Annotated in this window: 22 protein-coding genes; 2 read left to right on the top strand and 20 right to left on the bottom strand. The window is 63.4% G+C overall.

The window, feature by feature from the left end; genetic code table 11:
* Nucleotides 1-6: 6 nt before the first annotated feature.
* The 20 genes from GJ695_RS06590 to ndk form a co-directional block, all read right to left on the bottom strand.
* Nucleotides 7-948: an alpha/beta hydrolase gene (locus GJ695_RS06590; RefSeq protein ID WP_154363123.1), complete on the bottom strand. Its 942-nt coding sequence runs from the start codon at nucleotides 946-948 to the stop codon at nucleotides 7-9.
* Between the two features lie 14 nt (nucleotides 949-962).
* A complete protein-coding gene (locus GJ695_RS06585; protein ID WP_154363121.1) occupies nucleotides 963-1598 on the bottom strand; it encodes an SdpI family protein in 636 nt (211 codons plus the stop codon).
* Entirely contained in the window at nucleotides 1595-1882 is a 288-nt protein-coding gene (locus GJ695_RS06580; RefSeq protein ID WP_154363119.1) for an autorepressor SdpR family transcription factor, read from the bottom strand. The genes GJ695_RS06585 and GJ695_RS06580 overlap by 4 nt, the downstream gene beginning before the upstream one ends.
* A 145-nt stretch (nucleotides 1883-2027) precedes the next feature.
* On the bottom strand, nucleotides 2028-2624 hold the full coding sequence (locus tag GJ695_RS06575; RefSeq protein ID WP_154363118.1) for a MarC family protein: 597 nt from the start codon (nucleotides 2622-2624) through the stop codon (nucleotides 2028-2030).
* A gap of 48 nt (nucleotides 2625-2672) precedes the next feature.
* On the bottom strand, nucleotides 2673-3218 hold the full coding sequence (locus GJ695_RS06570) for a phosphoribosyltransferase (RefSeq protein WP_154363116.1): 546 nt from the start codon (nucleotides 3216-3218) through the stop codon (nucleotides 2673-2675).
* Between the two features lie 12 nt (nucleotides 3219-3230).
* Nucleotides 3231-4541, bottom strand: coding sequence for an adenylosuccinate synthase (locus GJ695_RS06565; RefSeq protein ID WP_154363114.1), 1311 nt, complete (start codon nucleotides 4539-4541; stop codon nucleotides 3231-3233).
* A gap of 4 nt (nucleotides 4542-4545) precedes the next feature.
* The gene (locus tag GJ695_RS06560; protein ID WP_154363112.1) at nucleotides 4546-5715 is read right to left on the bottom strand and encodes an ATP phosphoribosyltransferase regulatory subunit; all 1170 of its coding nucleotides are present in this window, start codon (nucleotides 5713-5715) and stop codon (nucleotides 4546-4548) included.
* Between the two features lie 154 nt (nucleotides 5716-5869).
* On the bottom strand, nucleotides 5870-6781 hold the full coding sequence (hflC, locus tag GJ695_RS06555; RefSeq protein WP_154363110.1) for a protease modulator HflC: 912 nt from the start codon (nucleotides 6779-6781) through the stop codon (nucleotides 5870-5872).
* Nucleotides 6781-8091 carry an FtsH protease activity modulator HflK gene (hflK, locus tag GJ695_RS06550; protein WP_229260345.1) on the bottom strand — a complete coding sequence of 437 codons (1311 nt, stop codon included), beginning with the start codon at nucleotides 8089-8091 and terminating at the stop codon, nucleotides 6781-6783. The genes hflC and hflK overlap by 1 nt, the downstream gene beginning before the upstream one ends.
* Before the next feature lie 17 nt (nucleotides 8092-8108).
* On the bottom strand, nucleotides 8109-9281 hold the full coding sequence (gene hflX / locus GJ695_RS06545; RefSeq protein ID WP_154363106.1) for a GTPase HflX: 1173 nt from the start codon (nucleotides 9279-9281) through the stop codon (nucleotides 8109-8111).
* 42 nt (nucleotides 9282-9323) lie between these two features.
* Complete coding sequence (hfq, locus tag GJ695_RS06540) at nucleotides 9324-9560, bottom strand: RNA chaperone Hfq (protein ID WP_072780809.1); 237 nt, start codon at nucleotides 9558-9560, stop codon at nucleotides 9324-9326.
* Nucleotides 9561-9754: 194 nt separating this feature from the next.
* Nucleotides 9755-11101, bottom strand: a complete 1347-nt coding sequence (der, locus tag GJ695_RS06535; RefSeq protein WP_154359043.1) for a ribosome biogenesis GTPase Der — start codon at nucleotides 11099-11101, stop codon at nucleotides 9755-9757.
* Between the two features lie 4 nt (nucleotides 11102-11105).
* On the bottom strand, nucleotides 11106-12245 hold the full coding sequence (gene bamB, locus GJ695_RS06530; protein ID WP_154363104.1) for an outer membrane protein assembly factor BamB: 1140 nt from the start codon (nucleotides 12243-12245) through the stop codon (nucleotides 11106-11108).
* A 37-nt stretch (nucleotides 12246-12282) separates the two neighbouring features.
* Nucleotides 12283-12936 (bottom strand): YfgM family protein, encoded by a 654-nt coding sequence (locus tag GJ695_RS06525; RefSeq protein ID WP_154363102.1) that lies wholly within the window; start codon nucleotides 12934-12936, stop codon nucleotides 12283-12285.
* Nucleotides 12937-12970: 34 nt separating this feature from the next.
* Entirely contained in the window at nucleotides 12971-14317 is a 1347-nt protein-coding gene (gene hisS, locus GJ695_RS06520; RefSeq protein WP_154363100.1) for a histidine--tRNA ligase, read from the bottom strand.
* The gene (gene ispG / locus GJ695_RS06515; protein ID WP_154363097.1) at nucleotides 14304-15569 is read right to left on the bottom strand and encodes a flavodoxin-dependent (E)-4-hydroxy-3-methylbut-2-enyl-diphosphate synthase; all 1266 of its coding nucleotides are present in this window, start codon (nucleotides 15567-15569) and stop codon (nucleotides 14304-14306) included. Before ispG ends, hisS begins: the two co-directional genes overlap by 14 nt.
* A gap of 26 nt (nucleotides 15570-15595) precedes the next feature.
* Complete coding sequence (locus tag GJ695_RS06510; RefSeq protein WP_154363095.1) at nucleotides 15596-16609, bottom strand: RodZ domain-containing protein; 1014 nt, start codon at nucleotides 16607-16609, stop codon at nucleotides 15596-15598.
* A 13-nt stretch (nucleotides 16610-16622) separates the two neighbouring features.
* Nucleotides 16623-17444: a type IV pilus biogenesis/stability protein PilW gene (pilW, locus tag GJ695_RS06505; protein ID WP_154363093.1), complete on the bottom strand. Its 822-nt coding sequence runs from the start codon at nucleotides 17442-17444 to the stop codon at nucleotides 16623-16625.
* On the bottom strand, nucleotides 17444-18616 hold the full coding sequence (gene rlmN, locus GJ695_RS06500; RefSeq protein WP_503826179.1) for a dual-specificity RNA methyltransferase RlmN: 1173 nt from the start codon (nucleotides 18614-18616) through the stop codon (nucleotides 17444-17446). Before rlmN ends, pilW begins: the two co-directional genes overlap by 1 nt.
* Before the next feature lie 80 nt (nucleotides 18617-18696).
* Complete coding sequence (gene ndk, locus GJ695_RS06495) at nucleotides 18697-19104, bottom strand: nucleoside-diphosphate kinase (protein WP_154359051.1); 408 nt, start codon at nucleotides 19102-19104, stop codon at nucleotides 18697-18699.
* Nucleotides 19105-19376: 272 nt separating this feature from the next.
* Here ndk and GJ695_RS06490 point away from each other — a divergent pair, with 272 nt between their 5' ends.
* Complete coding sequence (locus GJ695_RS06490; protein WP_154363089.1) at nucleotides 19377-20057, top strand: Bax inhibitor-1/YccA family protein; 681 nt, start codon at nucleotides 19377-19379, stop codon at nucleotides 20055-20057.
* 116 nt (nucleotides 20058-20173) lie between these two features.
* A complete protein-coding gene (locus tag GJ695_RS06485; protein WP_154363087.1) occupies nucleotides 20174-21004 on the top strand; it encodes an endonuclease/exonuclease/phosphatase family protein in 831 nt (276 codons plus the stop codon).
* Nucleotides 21005-21007: the final 3 nt, after the last annotated feature.

The raw sequence follows: 21007 nt of genomic DNA, 5'->3' as shown, positions 1-21007 counted from the left end.
AGACGGTTACGGCGCCTTGACGAAGCTGCTCAAGGCATCGATCAGTTGCGGGGCCACTGGCAGGTCCGGGCTGACGTAGGATTTCTGTTGCAGCGCTTCGTCGCTGCCGACGATTTTCAGCACGTGGTTCATGCCTTCGATGATGACCAGCCTGGCCTTCGGCGCGGCGGCCGACAAGGCCTTGGCTTCGTCCTGCGACACCTGGATATCGTTCGTGCCTTGCAGGATCAGCACCGGCATGTTCAGCGCCGCGATGGCTTTGCGCGGGTCGTGCTGGAAGGACGAGATCAGGTAGGGCTGCACCGACGGGTGGTACAGCGACATCAGCGGCGGCGGCACTTGTGCCACCGCTTTGCCGTCCTTGAGCGATGCCAGAATGCGGTCGCTTTCAGCCATCAGCGGCGGCGGCAGCTTGTCTTTCAATTGATCGTGCAGGATTTCGTCCAGCGTGTGACCAGCGCCGGCGATCAGCACGCAGGCGTCCGCCCCGCCCTGCGCGCAGGCTTCGGCGGCGATCTGCGCGCCTTCGCTATGACCCGCCATCACCACGCGCGAGAAGCGCGGATCGGCGCGCAGCTTGTGCAGCCAGGCGGCGGCATCGCTGACGTAATCATCCAGCCGCAGATTCTCTTCCTTCCACACCGGCAGTGCGCTGGCGCCGATCGCGCGCTTGTCGTAGCGGATGGAGGCGATGCCGTGCCGCGCCAGACCTTCGGCCACCATCTTCAGCGAATCGTTCGGGCCGGGCAGCATGGTGCTGTTGCCATCGCGGTCGGTCGGCCCGGAGCCGGAATGCAGCAGCACCACCGGCACCTTGCCGGTCACGCCGTCCGGCGTCAGCTCGGTGCCGTAGACGGTGCCGCCGCCCACTTCCAGCGATACGGGTCGCTGCGCAGCGGCAGCCGACAAGGACACCATCAACAACGACAGCAATAATTTGAAGCGCATACTTTTCTCCAGTTTTAATGAGGAAGACGTTTGTACATCAGCAGCGAATAGCCGGCCGCCAGCGGCGCCCACGCCACCATCAGCAACAGCAGCAGCCAGTGCGCAGCGCCCAGCCACAGCGCCAACAAGCCAAGCAGGCCGCTGGCCACCATCAGCCGCGCCGCCAGCCGGTGCGTGGCATACCAGACCGCTTCGCTGGCCAGCGTCCACGGCGTGCGAACACCCATGAAGAAATTGCGCCGCACCTTGCCCATCGGATTACCGACCAGCACCAGCAGGATAAACACGCCGGCCGGCGTGGCGCGCTGCATCGACACGCCGCCATGCACCACCTGCAGCAGCGCCACCGCATAGACATACGCCAGCATGACCAGCACCACCGTGCAGAGATAGTAGTAGGTCGGCTCGAAGCCGGCGATTCCAAAACGGCGCGGCGAGATATGCGGCATCAGCGCGCCAAGCATGGCGACCAGCGCCATCATGCCGGGGCCCAGCAGCCAAAAGCTCGCGCGCGGGCCGTAGCCATTCACCTCGCCGGCCGCGTTCCAGTGCACCGGCACGCGCTCCGGCAGCGACGGCCAGTAGTACCAGGTGGCGGCGCAGGCCAACGCGATCAACAGCAGGCAAAGCACGGGATACCACTTCTTCATGTCTTCCTCCCTTGGGTATCGGCGCCGGCCAAGTCCATCGCCCAGGCCAGCACGTCTTGCAGCACCGTGGTGTTGAGGCCATACCAGATGGTCTGGCCGTCGCGCCGGCGCGTGATCAGGTCCGCTTCCGCCAGCACCGCGAAATGGTGCGACATGGTCGGCTTGCTCATGTCGAAATGCTGCGCCAGATCGCCGGCCGTCATCTCGCCAGCGCGCAACAGGCGCAGGATCTCGCGCCGCGCGGGATCGGCGATGGCTTTGAAGGCGCTGTTCGGAACATTCATTAGGCAAACATCTAATTAGACAGTTATCTAAATATAGAACCAAAAAAGACGGACGTCAAGCGCCCGCCCCAAAACCGGGGTCAGTGCCGACATTCGGACATTTCGCCAGCAAAATGTCCGAATGTCGGCACTGACCCCGGTTTTTTTACAATGTTTTCACAAATTCGCGGATGCCGCCCAGCAGCATCTCGACCGACATCGCGGTCAGGATCAGGCCCATCAGGCGTTCGAAGGCCGTCATGACTTGCGGACCGAGCACCTTCTGCAGCCGTTCGGCGCTGAGAAACACCGCCAGCCACACCACACCCACCGCCGACAGCGCCGCCACGTGCACCAGCACCTCGCCGGTGCTCTCGCGCGAGAACAGCAGCACCGTGGCCAGCGCCGACGGCCCCGCCAGCGCCGGGATCGCCAGCGGCACGATGAAGGGCTCGGCGCCGTCGGTGCGGCCCAGCACGCCGTCAGGATGCGGGAAGATCATGCGGATCGAAATCAGCAGCAGGATCACGGCGCCGCCGATGCGCAGCGCCACTTCCGACAGGTGCAGCGCGCTCAGGAAATGGCGGCCGAAGAACATGAAGATCAGCAGCAGCACAAAGGCGATCGCGCATTCGCGGATGACGATGCGCGGACGGCGCGCCACCGGCACCGGATTGAGCACGCTGGCAAACAGCGGCACGTTGCCGAACGGGTCGGTCACCAGCACCAGCAGGATGAAGGTCTGGAAGAAGTCCTGGGTCATAATCTCTCGAAAGAAAAAAGGGAGCCGCAGCTCCCTTGTTACAACGGCTTAGGCGGCCGTTTCGCCTTTCTTGATCCACGCCGCCAGCTGGTGCGGGCGCAGGCCGTCGTAGTCTTCGAACGGCTGGTGGATCCACGGGTTGTGCGGCAGTTCTTCCATCTGGTAGTCCGGACGGAAAGCCGAGCTGCCCTTGGTCCAGATCACCGCCGACTTGACTTCGGTCACGCCGTCGAAGTTGTCCTTCAGGTGCTGCATGACCTTGGTCAGGGTGACGCCGGAATCGGCCAGGTCGTCGACCAGCAGGATCTTGCCGCTCAGCGGGCCCTTGGTCATCGTCATGTACTTGGCGATGTCCAGGTCGCCCTGGGTGGTGCCCTTGTCTTCGCGGTACGAGCTGGTCGACAGGATCGCCAGCGGCACGTCGAAGATGCGCGAGAACACGTCGCCCGGACGCACGCCGCCGCGCGCCAGGCACAGCACCATGTCAAATTTCCAGCCCGACTCGTGCACCTTGAGCGCCAGGCGCTCGATCAGGCGGTGGTACTCGTCCCAGGATACCCAGAGGTGTTTTTCGTTCGATTGTGGGTTGCTCATAAAATTCCTTGATTACGCGAACGGATGACGCAGCACGATCGTTTCTTCACGATCCGGACCGGTCGATACCATGTCGATCGGCACGCCGACCAGTTCTTCGATACGCTTGATGTAGTTGCGCGCGGCCAGCGGCAGGGCTTCCATGGTCTTGGCGCCCACGGTGCTGTCTTTCCAGCCCGGCATTTCTTCGTACACCGGCACGCAGCGCGCGGCTTCCTCGGCGCCCGACGGGAAGATGTCGACCGCTTCGCCATCGATGGTGTAGCCGGTACACAGCTTCAGCGATTCCAGGCCGTCCAGCACGTCCAGCTTGGTCAGGCACATGCCGGTCACGCCGTTGATTTGCACCGAGCGGCGCAGCAGCGCGGCGTCGAACCAGCCGCAGCGGCGGGCGCGGCCCGTCACGGTGCCGAACTCGTGGCCTACTTGCGCCAGGTGGTGGCCGACGCCGGCGTCGGTCGGCAGTTCCGACGGGAACGGACCGGAACCCACGCGGGTGGTGTAGGCCTTGGTGATGCCCATGATGTAGTGCAGCATGTTCGGACCGACGCCGGTGCCGGCGGCGGCATTGCCGGCCACGCAGTTCGACGAGGTGACGAACGGATAGGTGCCGTGGTCGACGTCCAGCAGCGAGCCTTGCGCGCCTTCGAACAGCAGGTTGGCGCCGGCCTTGTGCGCCTTGTACAGCGCGCTCGACACGTCGGTCACCATCGGGCGCAGGCGCGGCACGTAGGCCAGCGCGTCGTCCAGGGTCTTCTGGTAGTCGACCTTCGGCGCCTTCAGATAGTTTTCCAGCACGAAGTTATGGTAGTCCAGGTTGGCTTCCAGCTTCTCGGCGAAACGCTTTTCGTTCAGCAGGTCGGCGATACGGATGGCGCGGCGGGCCACCTTGTCTTCGTAGGCCGGGCCGATGCCCTTGCCGGTGGTGCCGATCTTGGCGTCGCCGCGGGCGGCTTCGCGCGCGTGGTCCAGGGCGGCGTGGTACGGCAGGATCACCGGCGCTGCGTCCGACACTTTCAGGCGCGAGGCGACTTCGACGCCAACGGCTTCCAGCTTGTCGATTTCGCGCAGCACGTCCGGCACCGACACCACCACACCGTTGCCGATGTAGCAGGCCACGCCTGGGCGCATGATGCCCGACGGGATCAGTTGCAGCGCAGTTTTGACGCCGCCGATAACCAGCGTATGGCCGGCGTTGTGGCCGCCCTGGAAGCGCACCACACCCTGGGCGTGGTCGGTCAGCCAGTCGACGATTTTGCCTTTACCTTCATCGCCCCATTGGGTACCGATGACGACGACGTTTTTTGCGTTTTTGTTTGACATCACATTAACCTAAGTTTTTAAGAATCCAGTTACTACCATGCTCTTCGAGGACCAGCGCGCGATCGCACTCGAACTCGTCCAGTTCGTGGCTGTGACCCGGCATACTCTGGATCACCACTTCGCCGGACTTGCGCAGCTCGGCGATTTTTTCCTTCAATTCCGGCGCATTGCCCCACGGCGCGCGGATCGAATGCTTGCGTTCCGCAGTAGGCAACAGGCGCGCCAGTTCGCGCAGGTCGAGCGAGAAGCCGGTGGCGGGACGCGCCCGGCCGAAGGCCTCGCCTACGTGATCGTATCGGCCGCCGCGCGCCACCGCGTTCGGCAAGCCTGGCACATACAGCGCGAACATCGCGCCGCTTTCGTATTGGTAGCCGCGCAGGTCGGCCAGGTCGATGGCGACCTGGGCGCGGCCGATGGCCGAGGCCGCCAGCGCGGCCAGTTCGGCCAGTTCGGCCAGCGCCTTGGCGATGCCCGGCAGGTCCGGCAGCACTTCGCGCGCCTTGTTCAGCACGTCGATGTCGCCATACAGGCTCGGCAGGGCCAGCAAGGCGTCGCGCACCAGCGGCGCGTAGTCCTGGGTCAGCGCCTGCAGGTCCGGCACGTCCTTGGCGCGCAGCGCCGCATACAGTTTCGCCTGGTCGCGCTTGGCGGCCGGGCAGTTGTCCAGCAGCGCGCGCAGCACGCCGACGTGGGTCAGGTCCAGCCGCACGGCGGTGAAGCCGGCCAGGGCCAGCGACGCCAGCGCCAGCTCCTGGATCTCGGCGTCGGCTTCGAGGCCGGCGTGGCCGTACATCTCGCAGCCGATCTGCAGCGGCTCGCGGGTGGCGTGCAGGCCCGACGGACGGGTATGCAGCACGCTGCCGGCGTAGCACAGGCGGGTGACCGATGTACGGTTCAGCAAGTGGGCGTCGATGCGGGCGACCTGGGTGGTCATGTCCGGACGCAGGCCCAGCATGCGGCCCGACAGCTGGTCGACCAGCTTGAAGGTGCGCAGGTCGGTGTCTTCACCGGCGCCGGTCAGCAGCGATTCCAGATACTCCAGCAGCGGCGGCATGACGAGCTCGTAGCCGTACAGACGGAAATTATCCAGCATCAGGCGACGCAACTCTTCAATCTTGCGTGCTTCCGACGGCAAAACGTCGGCGATATTCTCGGGCAGCAGCCAATTTGGCATGGGACTATTTAATTAAGAAATGAACAATGGGGCGCGAAGGCCCACGGCCGCGAACTGGACGGCCGAACCTGATATTTTACGCGAAAATGCGTCTACGGAGGGGAAAAAGATGCGATCCGGGAAGCCAGTGCGGCTTCCCGGTGCGGGTGCGGCCTTACTTTTTGGCCGGAGCCGGGGCTGCGCCGCCGGCGCCCGAGCCTTTGAAGTACTTGAAGAAGTCCGAGCTCGAATCCATCACCATCACGTCGCCATGGTTCTTGAAGGTGGCGCGGTAGGCTTCCAGGCTGCGGTAGAACTTGTAGAACTCCGGGTTGCGGCCGAACGCCTCGGCGTAGATGGCGGACGCCTTGGCATCGCCCTCGCCGCGGATTTCCTCGGCGTCGCGGTAGGCTTCGGCCAGGATCACGGCGCGCTGGCGGTCGGCGTCGGCGCGGATCTTTTCAGACTCCGCCGAACCGGTCGACCGCAGCTCGTTGGCCACGCGCATGCGCTCGGCCTTCATGCGGTCGTACACCGAGTTGTTGATCTGCTCGACGTATTCCACGCGTTTCAGGCGCACGTCGATGATCTCGACGCCGATCTGCGCGGCTTCCTGCACCACCTTGGCGCGGATGCCTTCCATCACCTTGCCGCGCTGGCCGGAGATCACTTCCGACACGGTGCGCTTGGTGATTTCCTCGTTCAGCGCCGCCTTGATGATCTGCGACATGCGGTCGCGCGCGCGGCCCTCGTCGCCGCCGAAGGTGACGTAGTACAGCTTCGGCTGCGCTTCGCCGCGGCCGATGCGCCATTTGACGAAGCTGTCCACCAGGATGTTCATCTTCTCGGCGGTGATGAAGCGCTCGGCGTCCGGCGATTCGATGGTCATGATGCGGTTATCCAGCAGCAGCACGTTCTGGAACGGCGGCGGCAGCTTGAAGTGCAGGCCCGGCTCGCGGATCACTTCCTTGATCTGGCCCAGCGCGAAGACGATCGCGTACTTGCGCTGGTCGACCACGAACACGGTCGACGACAGCAGCATCAGCGCGATAAACGCCAGGACAACGGTACTAGCTATGCGATTCATTAACGGCTCTCCCGGTCACGTAAGGCTTCGCGCGAGCGCGGATCGCGCTGGCGGTTCACTTCCACCGACGGCATCAGGTCGGATGGCAGCGTGGCGCTGGCGGCCGGCGGATTGGCGGCGGCCTGCGCCGCGGCACGGGCCGCTGCGGCTTGCGCATCGGTGGCCGCCGCCTGGGCGATCAGCTTGTCGAGCGGCAGGTACAGCAGGTTGCTGCCGGACTTGGCGTCCACCATCACCTTGCTGGCGCTGGAGAAGATCTGCTGCATGGTGTCGAGGTACATGCGGTCGCGGGTCACGCCCGGCGCCTTCTGATACTCGACCAGCACCTGCTTGAAGCGCGAAGCGTTACCGGTGGCGTTTTCCACCACCATCGAGCGATAGCCCTCGGCTTCCTGCATCAGGCGCGAAGCGTAGCCGTGCGCCTTCGGAATGACTTCATTGGCGTAGGCCTGGCCCTCGTTTTTCTGGCGCTCGCGGTCCTGCCCTGCCTTCACCGCGTCGTCGAAGGCGATCTGCACCTGCTCCGGCGGCTGCACCGCCTGCAGCGTGACGCTGGACACCAGCACGCCCGACGCATAGCGGTCGAGGATCTGCTGCATCAGCTGCTGGGTTTCGAAGGCGACCTTGTCGCGGCCTTCGTACAGCACGAAGTCCATCTTGTTCTTGCCGACGATTTCGCGGATCGAGGTCTCGGCCACCTGGCGCACGGTGTCTTCCTCGTCGCGGTTGTTCATCAGCCACGCGACCGGATCCTTCAGCTTGAACTGCACGGCGAACTGGATGTCGATGATGTTCTCGTCATCGGTCAGCATCAGCGATTCGCGCGCCTGCTTGTTCTTGATATTGCCACGGTAGCCGATTTCCACCATGCGCATTTGCGACACTTTCACCGTCTCGTCGCTCTGGAACGGATACGGCCAGCGCCAGTTGAAACCGGAGCCGGTGGTGTGGCTGACTTTGCCGAAGGTGTAGACCACGCCGGTCTGGCCCTCCTGCACGATGAACGAACCGCTGGCGAGCCAGATCAGCGCGACCACCGCGCCGATGGCGCCGGCCGTGGCGCGGATGCCGCCGCTGATGTCGGGACGATTGCCGCCGCCTTCACCACCGCTGTTGTTGTCGTTGTTATTGTTGTTGGGCGGACGCTTCTGGCCGAACAAGCCGTTCAGGCGCTGATTGAAATCGCGCCACAGTTGCTCCATGTCCGGCGGGCCGCCGTCGCCCGGCTTCTTGCCTTCATTGGCTTGCGGCTTGTCGTCCTTCCCCCAGCGAGGGTCGTTCAGCGACAGCTTGATGCCAAGTCGTTTCATAAGTGAGGAGACACGCATTAGTGTGATCCAACGTCAGTGAGGGTGGGACTGCTCTCTACTTCTTCTAATTCTTGTTCTATGTCCTGCTGAGATTCGTAGCTCTCGTTCAGACGGGCGTTCGGCGCCGCCTTGGCCCATTCGGTGATCGCATCGCGCAGCAGGTCCAGTCCTTGACCGGTGCGTGCGCTCAGGAAGACGCGAGAAATCTTATCATATTCATCTCGCTCAACCGACGGTTCGAGGTCGGCCGCGTCGATCTTGTTCCACACCAGGATCTGCGGAATGTGATCGGCGCCGATTTCCTTGAGCACCAGGTTGACCTGCTCGATCTGCTCCATGCGCACCGGCGACGCGGCGTCGACCACGTGCAGCAGCAGATCGGCGTGGATGGTCTCCTCCAGCGTGGCGCGGAACGCCGCCACCAGCTGGTGCGGCAGCTCGCGCACGAAACCGACCGTGTCGGACAGCACCACGTTGCCGACTTCCTGTCCCATGTAGACACGGCGCGAGGTCGTGTCCAGCGTGGCGAACAGCTGGTCGGCGGCGTAGACGCCGGCCTTGGTGACGGCATTGAACAGGGTCGACTTGCCGGCATTGGTGTAGCCGACCAGCGAAATCGAGAAGGTCTGGGTGCGGCCGCGCGAACGGCGTTGCGTCTCGTGCTGCTTGCGCAGCTTGCCGAGTCGCGCGCGCAGCGCCTTGACCCGCTCGCCGATCAGTCGGCGGTCGGTTTCCAGCTGCGTTTCACCGGGACCGCGCAGGCCGATACCGCCCTTCTGGCGCTCAAGGTGAGTCCAGCCGCGGATCAGGCGCGTGGCCAGGTGCTGCAACTGCGCCAGCTCGACCTGCAGCTTGCCCTCGTGGCTCTTGGCACGCTGGGCGAAGATATCCAGAATCAGGCTGGTCCGGTCCAGCACGCGGATGTTCAGGCGCTTTTCCAGATTGCGTTGCTGCGCCGGCGACAGCGCGTGGTTGAAGATGACGATCTCGATGCGATCGGCCAGCACGGCCTGGCCGATTTCGTCGGCCTTGCCGCTGCCGACGAAATAAGCCGCGTCCGGGGAGGACCGCTTTGCCGTGATGATCGTCACCGGTTCCGCGCCTGCTGAACGGGCCAGCAGGTTCAGTTCCTCGACGCTGGCGGCAAAGTCGCCCTGACCAAAATCGATACCGACTAGAGCTGCGCGCATACGACGGTCAGGCTATGTGGGAAGAAGCGATGCTGCAAATGCTTATTCCGCTTCGTTTTCAATATTGAGGTTGACGGCGCGTGCCGGCACCACGGTGGAGATGGCGTGTTTGTACACCATCTGGGTCACGGTGTTACGCAGCAATACGACGTATTGGTCGAACGATTCGATGTGGCCCTGCAGCTTGATGCCGTTGACCAGATAGATCGATACAGGAACGTGTTCCTTGCGCAAGGCATTGAGGAATGGGTCTTGTAACAGTTGCCCTTTGTTGCTCATAACAGCTCCATTTTATGTTGTTGTGTTGGAAGTGGAGGCGAAACGCTTGAATTCAAGGTCGTGGCCCAGCGAAAACTCTTACAAAAGTCAAATAATTTTCGCTGAAACACCGCTCGCCACGTCAAAAGTGGTGCTTCTAAGCCACTGTACCTTGTTTTGGTTTTTTTTGCAGGCTGTTCCTGCAAAAAAACACGTTATTTTCCGGAAGTTTTTGCGAACGGATTCTTACCGGTGCGCAGCTCGATCCGCAAGGGCGTGCCGACCAGGTTGAACGTCTCGCGGAAATGCTTTTCCAGATAGCGCTTGTACGGCTCGGCGACCGCGTCCAGGGCGTTGCCGTGGATGACGATCACCGGCGGGTTCATGCCGCCCTGGTGCGCATAGCGCAGCTTCGGACGGATCGAGCCCTTGCGGCGCGGCTCCTGCTTTTCCACCGCTTCGATCAGCGCGCGCGTCAGCTTCGGCGTCGAGAGGTCGGCGAAGGCGGCCGCGTAGGCCTGGTCCAGCGATTTCATCAGCGGGCCGATGCCCTGCGCCTTCAGCGCCGAGATGAAGTGCATCTTGGCGAAGGACAGGAAGTCGAGCTTGCGATCGATGTCGATCTTGATTTCGTCGCGCTCGTCGGTGCGCAGGCCGTCCCACTTGTTGACGGCGATGACCAGCGCGCGGCCGGTCTCCAGCACGAAGCCGGCGATGTGCGCGTCCTGCTCGGAGATGTCCTGCTGGGCGTCGAGCATCAGCACCACGACGTTGGCTTCCGAGATCGATTGCAGCGTCTTCACCACCGAGAACTTCTCGATGGCTTCGAACACCTTGCCGCGGCGGCGGATGCCGGCGGTGTCGATCAGCGTGTACTGCTTGCCGTCGCGCTCGAACGGAATCTCGATCGAGTCGCGGGTGGTGCCCGGCATGTCGAAGGCGATCACGCGCTCTTCGCCCACCAGGGTGTTGATCAGGGTCGACTTGCCGACGTTCGGACGGCCCACCAGGGCGATCTTGATGCCGCGGTCGGCCGGCTCCAGCTCTTCCGGATCTTCCGGACGCTTTTCGAACGCGGTGTCCAGCGCCAGCTCGACCAGGTCGTGCACGCCGTCGCCGTGCGCCGACGAGATGACCGCCGGTTCGCCCAGTCCCAGTTCATAGAAGTCCGCCACCACCGCGTTGTAGCGCATGCCCTCCGCCTTATTTACAACCAGCAGCACCGGACGGCCGCTTTTACGCAGGAAGTCGGTGATGGTCTTGTCGTGCGGCGTCAGGCCCTGACGGCCGTCGACCAGGAAGATGACAACGTCAGCTTCGGCCACGGCCTGCTTGGTCTGCTTGGCCATCTGGTGGAGGATGCCTTCCTTGGCCACCGGCTCAAAGCCGCCGGTGTCGATAACGAGGAAGGGACGTTCGCCGACACGGCCCTCGCCATAGTGACGATCGCGCGTCAACCCAGGCAAGTCCGCCACCAGCGCATCGCGCGAGCGGGTCAGACGATTGAACAAGGTCGATTTCCCTACATTGGGTCGACCCACTAGTGCGATTACCGGCTTCATTTTATTACTCGACCGCGAGAGCGGTCACTGTCCCTGATTGGGTTTGGAAAATCAAATTCGTGCCAGCGATGATCGGGTCAGCCTGGATAGGGCTGCCGTCGGTCGCCACACGACCAATAAATGCGCCATCTTCCCGTGACAGGAAGTGGATATAGCCCTGGTAGTCGCCCACCGCCACCGCGCGTCCATAGGACACGGGAGTGGACAGCACACGGTACGACAGTTTGTCGTTCTTCCAGGCGTTGGCGCCGTTTTCACGGCTATAGGCGGCCACCGCGCCATTCTCGTCCGAGACGAATACAAAACGCTGGTCCACGGCCACGCCCTTGTCGGACGAGGTGGCCTTGCTCCAGTGCGGTGCGCCGGTGGTGGCGTCAAAGCACGCCACGCGGCCCTGGTACGACACCGCGCACACATCTTTTTCGAAGATCACCGGCGTGCCGGCGATGTCGGTCACGCGTTCCAGTTCGGTGGCGCCGCGCGGTTCGCCGACCACCACTTCAAAGCGGTTCAGGCCACCGGCCAGGGCCAGCGCCAGCAGCTTGCCGCCCGGCTGGGCGATGTAGGCGTTCGGGCCGTTGATCACCATGCCCGGCGCGTTGCGCAGCGTCAGGGCCGGCGTGGTGCGGGCCACGTTCCATTTCTTGTCGCCGGTCTTGGCGTCGTAGGCGGTGATCATATTGTCGACACTGCGCACGATGACCACGCCGCCGCCCGCTTCCGGCGACGACAGCACTTCGCTGGTGGCTTGCGCCTTCCACAGCTGCTTGCCGTTGATGTCGTAGGCCAGCACCTGGCCCTTGACGCCGCCGACCACCACCACTTCGCCGTCGGTGCCGACGCCGGCCGTCAGGTCGATGCCGGTCTTGGCGCGCCAGATTTCCTTGCCGGTGGCGGCGTTCAGGCGCACCAGCGCGCCGCCGGCATCGGCCACGTAGACGCTGTCGCCAGCGGTGGCCGGCGTGAACACGGCGTTGCCGGCCTTGCCGGCCGAGTACTTCCACACCACCTTCGGCGTCAGCGATGGATTTTTCAGCTCCACCAGCGGCGCCGGCTGGTTCTTGGTATCTTTGGATCCGAACAAGGAACAACCGGCCAACATCGCAAACACGCTTGCTGCAACTACTTTTTCGGTAATACGCATAATTTATAAACCTTGATCGTTACGTGGTGCGGATGAGTTACGCAGCGCCTTTGTCGGCCGGCACGGTGCCGCCGATCGCTTCCAGTTTCATCTGGATCAGTTGACGGCCAGGATTCTTCTTGTCGGTCGCGGCCAGCGCTGCCTGGTAGGCGGTGCGGGCTTCGGCCAGCTTGTTCTGCGCGGCCAGGATGTCGCCCTTGCGGTCGGCGACAGCGCCGGCGAATTGTGCAGGCACGTCGCCTTCCAGCGCCTTGAGCGCTTCAGGATAGGCTTTCTCGTCGAGCAGCACGCCGGCCAGGCGGATCTTGGCGACCGCCTTGAACTCCTCGGCGCCATGGTCGGCCGCCCATTGCAGCTGGGCCTTGGCCGATTTCAGGTCGTTGGCTTCGAACGCGCTCTTGGCGGCGACCAGCGCGGCCATCGGCGCGTAGGCGGTGCCGCCGAATTTCGCTTCCATGTCGCCGGCGGCGCGCAGCACCTTGGCGTTGTCCTTGGCTTCCACCGCCGACTGCAGCTCTTCGTACAGCGCCGACGCCTGCGTCGCTTCGTTACGCTGGTGGTACTTCCAGTAGGTCCAGCCGGAGTACGACGCCAGCGCCGCGATCAGCACCCAGGTCGTGGCGTTGCCGTATTTGTCCCACCAAGCTTTGAGGGACGCGATTTGTTCTTGTTCTTCAAGATCGTATGCCATGGTATTCGTCTGCCGTTGTAGTTAAATGGGATGCTTAGTGGTTGCAGTGCTCGTCGTGCACGTGATGATGGTGGTCGCCGCTGTCGGTGATCTGGTCGACCACGAAGTTCACCACATCGTCGAACGGCACCGTGGTTTGCTGCGCCTCGCCTTCGGCCGCGCGCATCGACTTGACGGCGGCGGTGTGGTTGGTGACTTCATCTTCGCCGATGATGACGGCGTAGGCGGCGCCGCTGCCGTCGGCCTTCTTCATCTGCGACTTGAAGCTGCCGGCGCCGGCCGCGGCGGAGCCGTGCATGACCACGTCCAGGCCCGCATCGCGCAGGCGCTCGCCCAGCACGAAGGCTTGCAGCTGCGCCGCTTCGCCCTGATGCACCAGGTAGACGTCGCACTGGTTAGGCGCCTCCGGTTCGCCGGCCGCCTTCAGCAGCTCCAGCAGACGCTCGATGCCCATGGCGAAACCGACGGCCGGCGTCGGCTTGCCGCCGAACGAGGCGATCAGCGGATCGTAACGGCCGCCCGCGCACACGGTGCCTTGCGAACCGAGCGAATCGGTGACCCACTCGAACACGGTGCGGTTGTAGTAATCCAGGCCGCGCACCAGGCGGGTGTTGATGGTGTACGGGATGTTGTTGTGGTCGAGGATCTTGCGCACGCCGTTGAAGTGCGCCAGCGATTCCTCGCCCAGGTAGTCCAGCAGCTTCGGCGCGCCGTTGACCATCTCCTGCATCGCAGGATTCTTGGTGTCGAGGATGCGCAGCGGATTGCTGTGCAGGCGGCGCTTGGCTTCGGCGTCGAGGATGTCCTCGTGCTTTTCCAGGTAGGCGATCAGGTCGACGCGGTGGCGCGCGCGCTCTTCGGCGTCGCCGATCGAGTTCAGTTCCAGGCGCACGTCGTCGACGATGCCCAGGTCATCCCACAAGCGGCGGCACATGATGATCATTTCCGCGTCCACGTCCGGGCCGCTGAAGCCGACCGCTTCGCAGCCGAACTGGTAGAACTGGCGGTAGCGGCCGCGCTGCGGACGCTCGTGGCGGAACATCGGGCCGGTGTACCACAGGCGCTTCGGGCCTTCGTAGACCAGATTGTGTTCGATCACCGCGCGCACCGCGCCGGCCGTGCCTTCAGGACGCAGCGTCAGCTTGTCGCCGTTCATCGAGTCTTCGAAGGAGTACATCTCCTTCTCGACGATGTCGGTGACGGCGCCGATGGCGCGCGCGAACAGCGCGGTGTCTTCCAGGATCGGCGTGCGGATCTGCTGGAAGCCGTAGCTCTGCACCACCGACTGCGCGGTGTTCTCGAACAGCTGCCACAGATGCGAGTCCGCCGGCAGGATGTCGTTCATGCCTTTGACGGCGGTGATTTTTTCAGTTTTGGACATGTTCTTTGCTGTAGTTCTTCTTGACGTAATTCAGTACGATTTCCTGGAATTCTTCCACGATGCGTTCACCGCGCAGGGTGGCGAATTTGGCGCCGTCGACAAACACCGGCGCGGCCGGCGATTCGCCGGTGCCCGGCAGGCTGATGCCGATGTTGGCGTGCTTCGATTCGCCCGGACCGTTGACGATGCAGCCCATCACGGCCACGTTCATCGCCTCCACACCCGGATAGGTCTTTTTCCATTCCGGCATCTGATCGCGCAGGAAGGTCTGGATGTTGTCGGCCAGCTCCTGGAAGGTGGTCGACGTGGTGCGGCCGCAGCCCGGGCACGCGATCACCATCGGCGTGAACTTGCGCAGGCCCATGGTCTGCAGGATCTCCTGCCCCACCACCACTTCCTTGGTGCGGTCGCCGCCCGGCTCCGGCGTCAGCGAAATGCGGATGGTGTCGCCGATGCCCTCTTGCAGCAGCACCGACAGCGCGGCGGTCGAAGCGACGATGCCCTTGCTGCCCATGCCCGCTTCGGTCAGGCCCAGGTGCAGCGGATAGTCGCAGCGCTTGCCCAGTTCGCGGTACACGGCGATCAGATCCTGCACGCCCGAGACTTTGCACGACAGGATGATCTTGTCGCGGCCCAGGCCCAGTTCCTCGGCGCGCACGGCGTTCTCGATGGCCGAGGTGATCAGCGCTTCGTACATCACCTGCTGCGCGGTCCACGGATTCGCACGGCCGGCGTTTTCGTCCATGATGCGCGCCAGCAGCGCCTGATCCAGGCTGCCCCAGTTGACGCCGATGCGCACCGGCTTGTCGTAGCGCGCCGCCACTTCGATCATCTGCGCGAACTGCGTGTCGCGCTTGGCGCCCTTGCCGACGTTGCCCGGATTGATGCGGTACTTCGACAGCGCCTTGGCGCACTCCGGATAATCGTTCAGCAGCGTGTGGCCGTTGTAGTGGAAGTCGCCGACCAGCGGCACGTCGACTTCCATCTTGTCCAGCTGCTCGCGGATGTACGGCACCGCTTCGGCGGCTTCCGGACGGTCCACGGTCAGGCGCACCAGTTCCGAACCGGCGCGCGCCAGGTCGCGGATCTGGATCGCGGTTTCGATCGCGTTGGCGGTGTCGGTGTTGGTCATCGACTGCACCACCACCGGGGCGTCGCCGCCCACCCAGATCTTGCGTTCGCCGTGCGAGATCAACACCCGGCGGCTGGCGCGGCGGTCGGTCGGTCCCGATGGAATAGCAGTTTGCGTCATGGCTGTTAACTCGTTCTTACTTGATCTTATTTGATGTTCACGCGCGAAATCGTGCCGCCCGGGATGGTCGGCAACGCCAGCGGCGCGCCGCCCAGCGTGGCTTCCACGCCGCCCGGCTTGCCGACGATCAGCAGCGCTGGGTCCTTGATGTCGAAGGTCTCGGTGCTGCCGGCCTTCACCACGCGCGAAATCAACGACGTGGTGCCTGGACGGCGGATCTCCACCCACGAATCCTCGTTCATCTTCAGCACCAGCTGGTGACCTGCGCCGGCGGCGGCAGGCGCTGCGGCTGGAGCCGGCGTTGGCGCGGCAACCGGTGCGGCGGCCACCGGCGCAGGCGCTGGCGTCGGTGCAGGCGTTGGCGCGACGGCCGGCGGCGTGACAACCGCGGCGGCCGGCGTTTCAGTGACCGGCGCGGCTGCGGTCTGCTCGCCTTGCGGCGGCACCGACACCAGCGGCACGTTCGGCGACTGCACGGTCGTTTCCTGATCCGGCTTGACCAGCGTGGTCTCGATCGGCGGCGTAACGTCGGCCGGCTTGACCTCTTCCGGCGCGGCGTCCTTGCGCTGGAACAGCGAGGCCGGGATCATGCCGCTCTGGTAGGCATAGGTGCCGGCGGCGCCGACCACCACAACCACCGCCAGGCCCACCAGCCAACCGGCCGGCGCCGACGAACGGCTGGTCATCGACGGGAAGCGCGATTCCGAGAACGAGGCCGACAAATCCTTGCGCGGCACCACCACCTCGGGGGCAGGCGGCGCGACCGCGTCGATCATCGCCACCAGTGGCGCCGCGTCCATCTTCAATACCTTGGCGTAGGCGCGCACAAAGCCGCGCGTGACCGCCATGTTGGGCAGCGCGGCGTAATCGCCGGCTTCCAATGCCTTCACCTGGCGCACGGCCAGCTTCAGTTGTTCCGCAATCTGTTCGACCGTCCAGCCCATGGCCTCGCGTTGGGCCGCCAGCAAGGCGCCTGGCGTCGCCTTGCCGGTACTGGTGCTGCCCTGCTCTTGCGGCGGTTCTGCCCACTCAGAATTCATTGGTACCCCTGTTTCACTCATCAAACGCCCCACGTTGATAAGCAGCATATTCGGCCGAGCCGGAGTGGTGGCGGCGCAATTGCGTCGCCCAGCCAGCCTCCGCATCCGTATCGCCCAGCTTATGCTGCACCTTAATCGCGAGCCACAGCACATCGGCCGTGAGACTCTCCATCTTTGCCACCTTGTTCAAACGGGTGATGAAGAAATTGGCGCGCACATAATCGCCTTTTTCAAAATATACCCGCGCCAGATTGGCGTTGGTGGCCGGCAGGTCAGGCGTCAACTGCAAGGCTTGCAGCAGATAACGCTCCGCGCTGGCGTAATCCTTGATCTTCAGGGCGCAGGAACCGGCGTTGTTCGCGGCGCTGGCCGGCGAACGGTAGCTGCGGTTGCCCAGGGCCGCGTCAAACAGCGGCAACGCTTCCTTCACCCGGTTCTCCTGGCACAGGAAGGAACCGTAGTTGTTGGCCAGGTCCGGGCTGGCCGGCGCCAGCTTGCGGGCGCGCACGAAGTTGTCTTCGGCCAGCGCGTTCTCGCCCATCTGCTGGTAAATCAGGCCGCGCATGCCGTAGGCGTCGGCGTTGTTCGGATCGGCCGCCAGCGCCAGCTTGACCTCGTCCAGCGCCACCGGGTACTGGCCCTGCTGGAAGTAGCCGATCGCCAGCTGCATGCGGATCTCGACCTTGCGCTGCGCTGCCGTCTGGTCCGACGCGGTGGTCAGCTCGGCCTTGCCGCTGTTGCCCTTTTCCGGACCTGACGAGGCGCAGCCGGCCAGCGCCCCTGCCACGCAGAGCGCGACGAGACTGAGCCGGCTACGCTGCGCCAGGAAGGTCATCAGGAGTGGATCTCCACGATCTTGCCGAAGTTGGCGCCGAATTTTTGCTGGTACTCGGCCATTTTCTCCATGCGCTGCTGGACCTTGGTGCGGTCCTGCACTTCGCCGGCCAACTGGCCGCAGGCGGCGTCGATGTCGTCGCCGCGCGTCTTGCGGATGGTGGTGACGATGCCGGCGTCCAGCAGCACTTGCGAGAACGCCTTGATGCGCGGATTCTTCGAGCGCAGCAGACCCGATTCCGGGAACGGGTTGAACGGAATCAGGTTGAATTTGCAGTTGACGCCGAACTCGGGGTGCTGCACCAGCGCCACCAGTTCGCGCGCGTGCTCGTCGCTGTCGTTGACGCCGTCGAGCATGCAGTACTCAAAGGTGATGAAGTCGCGCGGCGCAAATTCCAGGTAGCGCTTGCAGGCGGCCATCAGCTCCTTGAGCGGGTATTTCTTGTTCAGCGGGATCAGGCCGTTGCGCAGCTCGTCGTTGGAGGCGTGCAGCGAGACGGCCAGCGCCACCGGCACTTCCTGCGACAGCTTGTCGATCATCGGCACCACGCCCGAGGTGGACAGGGTCACGCGGCGGCGCGACAGGCCGTAGGCGTTATCGTCCAGCATCATCTTGAGCGCGGTGGCGGTCGGGTCGAAGTTCAGCAGCGGCTCGCCCATGCCCATCATGACCACGTTGGTGATCTGGCGTTCGCCCTTCGGGCCTGGCTCGATGCCCTTGGTGCGGCGCAGTTCGAACTCCGCCATCCACAGCTGGCCGATGATCTCGCCGACGCTGAGGTTGCGGCTGAAGCCCTGCTTGCCGGTCGAGCAGAAACGGCAGTTGACGGCGCAGCCAGCCTGGGTCGAGATGCACAGCGTGCCACGGCTCTCTTCCGGGATGTACACGGTTTCGACCGCGTTACCGTTGCCGACGTCGACCAGCCATTTGCGGGTGCCGTCGGTGGACGTGTGGTCGCTGATGATTTGCGGCGCCACGATGTGGGCGCGGGTTTTCAGTTTGTCGCGCAGCGATTTGGCCAGATCGGTCATGCTGTCGAAATCCGACGCGCCGAATTGGTGGATCCAACGCTGCAGCTGTTTGGCGCGGAACGGCTTCTCCCCCAACTCGGCGCAATAAGCGATGAGCTGCGCGGGATCGAAGTCCAGCAAGTTGGTCAGAGGTGCGTTCACGGGCGTATTCATTTAAGGTTCAAAACAGTACAAAAAAGATACCGCTTCCGCGCGGCGCGCGGAAGCGGAATTACATCAAATTACTTACCGAAGAAGTAAGCGATTTCAACTGCAGCAGCTTCCACAGCGTCGGAGCCGTGAACAGCGTTGGCGTCGATCGAGTCGGCGAAGTCAGCACGGATGGTGCCTTTGTCAGCCTTCTTAGGATCGGTTGCGCCCATCAGTTCGCGGTTTTTCAGGACGGCGTTTTCGCCTTCCAGAGCCTGGATCATGACTGGGCCCGAAACCATGAAGTCCACCAGATCTTTGAAGAAACCGCGCTCTTTGTGCGCAGCGTAGAAACCTTCAGCCTCTTCACGCGACAGCTGCTTCATTTGAGCAGCGACGATCTTCAGACCAGCGTTCTCGAAGCGGCTGTAGATTTGGCCGATCACGTTTTTTGCAACTGCGTCTGGTTTGATGATCGACAGGGTGCGTTCGATTGCCATTTGAAAAACTCCAATAAAAAGAAAGGTTTAAAACGAAATTGATAATCCAATCAACCTTTGATTTTACCATAGAACACCCCATATTCCGAGAACAGGTGGTAGATAAGCTTGCAATGCGGCTATTAATTGCCCGTTTTTGGGGCGTGGAAATGCCGATGAAAGCAGTTTAAGCCCGATTTAAGTGCAATTAATGCATGTTTTAAGACTTGGGCGATCCTGACGTGCTATGCTTTTATCAAAGCTGTAAACTTTCATCCTTTACTGGAGGCACTATGAACAATATGCAAAACACCTACGACCTGTCGGGTAGCCGTCAGGCGGTGCAGCACCGGGTGCTGCGCAACACCTACTGGCTGCTGGCCCTGTCGATGGTCCCGACCGTCTTCGGCGCCGTGCTGGGCGTGGCCCTGCACCTGCCGCTGCACGGCGGCCTGATGGCGCTGGCGTTCCTGGCGATCGCCTTCGGTTTCATCTGGGGTATCGAAAAGAACAAGGATTCCGGCGTCGGCGTCGCGCTGCTGCTGGGCTTCACCTTCTTCATGGGTCTGTGGCTGACGCCGCTGCTGTCGCGCATCCTCGGCTTCTCGAACGGCGGCTTCCTGATCATGACCGCGTTCGGCGGCACGGCGGCGGTGTTCGCGGTGCTGGCGTCGGTGGCGACCGTCTCCAAGCGTGATTTCTCGGGCATGGGCACCTGGCTGTTCGCCGGTGTGATCATTCTGCTGCTGGCTTCGGTGGCGAATATCTTCCTGAACATCCCGGCGCTGGCGATCGTGGTGTCGGTGGTGGCGATCGCCATCTTCTCGGCCTACATCCTGTATGACGTGCAGCAGATCATCAACGGCGGCGAGACCAATTACATCCGCGCCACGTTGAGCCTGTACCTGGACGTGTACAACATCTTCGCCAACCTGCTGTCGCTGCTGGGCATTTTCGGCGGCAACCGCGACTAAGTGCTGGATGCGTGTTTAGCGCGCAGCACTAAAAAAGCCGGCCTTCGCGCCGGCTTTTTTCATTCCCGCCAAGGGCGTGCTACAGTGGATTTCGGTTCAACTCTCCGATCATTCCCATGCGCCGATTTGCCCTGCTTTCACTTCTGCTGCTCGCCCCCTTCGCCTTCGCCCAGGTCGACCTGAACGTCGCCTCCTACAATCTCCGCTTCGACAATCCCAAGGACGGCAAGAACGTCTGGACCGCCCGGCGCGACGCCATGCGCGCGCTGGTGCGCTACCATGAGTTCGACGTCTGGGGCACGCAGGAAGGCCTGTCCAACCAGCTGGCCGATCTGGAGGCGAACGGCGACTATGCCCACGTCGGCGTCGGCCGCGACGACGGCAAGGAGGCCGGCGAGCATTCGGCCATCTTCTACCGCCGCGAACGTTTTGCGCTTGAGGACCATGGCGACTTCTGGCTCAGCGCCACGCCCGAGAAACCATCGATGGGCTGGGACGCGCGCTGCTGCCTGCGCCTTGCCACCTGGGCGCGCCTGCGCGACAAGCCAAGCGGCCGGGTGTTCGTGGTGCTGAACGCTCACTTCGATCACGAAGGCGACGTCGCGCGGCGCGAGTCGGCGCGCCTGCTGCTGGCGCGCGGGCGGACACTGGCGGGTGATCTGCCGCTGATCGTCACAGGGGATTTCAACAGCACGCCGGACAGCGAGGCCTTCGCCACCGTCAACGCCGGCCTGCGCGACGCCAGGGCGATCAGCCAGACGCCGCCTTACGAACCGTCCGGCACCTTCAATGACTTCAATGTGAGCAAGCCGGCGCTGGAGCGGATCGACTACGTATTTCTCAGCCCGCAGTGGCAGGTGCTGCGCTATGCGGTGCTGACCGATTCAGTCGACGCGCGCTATCCCTCCGACCACTTCCCGGTCGTCACGCGCCTGCGCCTGCCTTAATTA

Source organism: Duganella alba (assembly GCF_009674495.1).
Classification (GTDB): domain Bacteria; phylum Pseudomonadota; class Gammaproteobacteria; order Burkholderiales; family Burkholderiaceae_D; genus Rugamonas; species Rugamonas alba.
The sequence above is the reverse complement of the archived record's forward strand: the minus strand, read 5'-3'. Positions and strand labels throughout refer to the sequence as shown.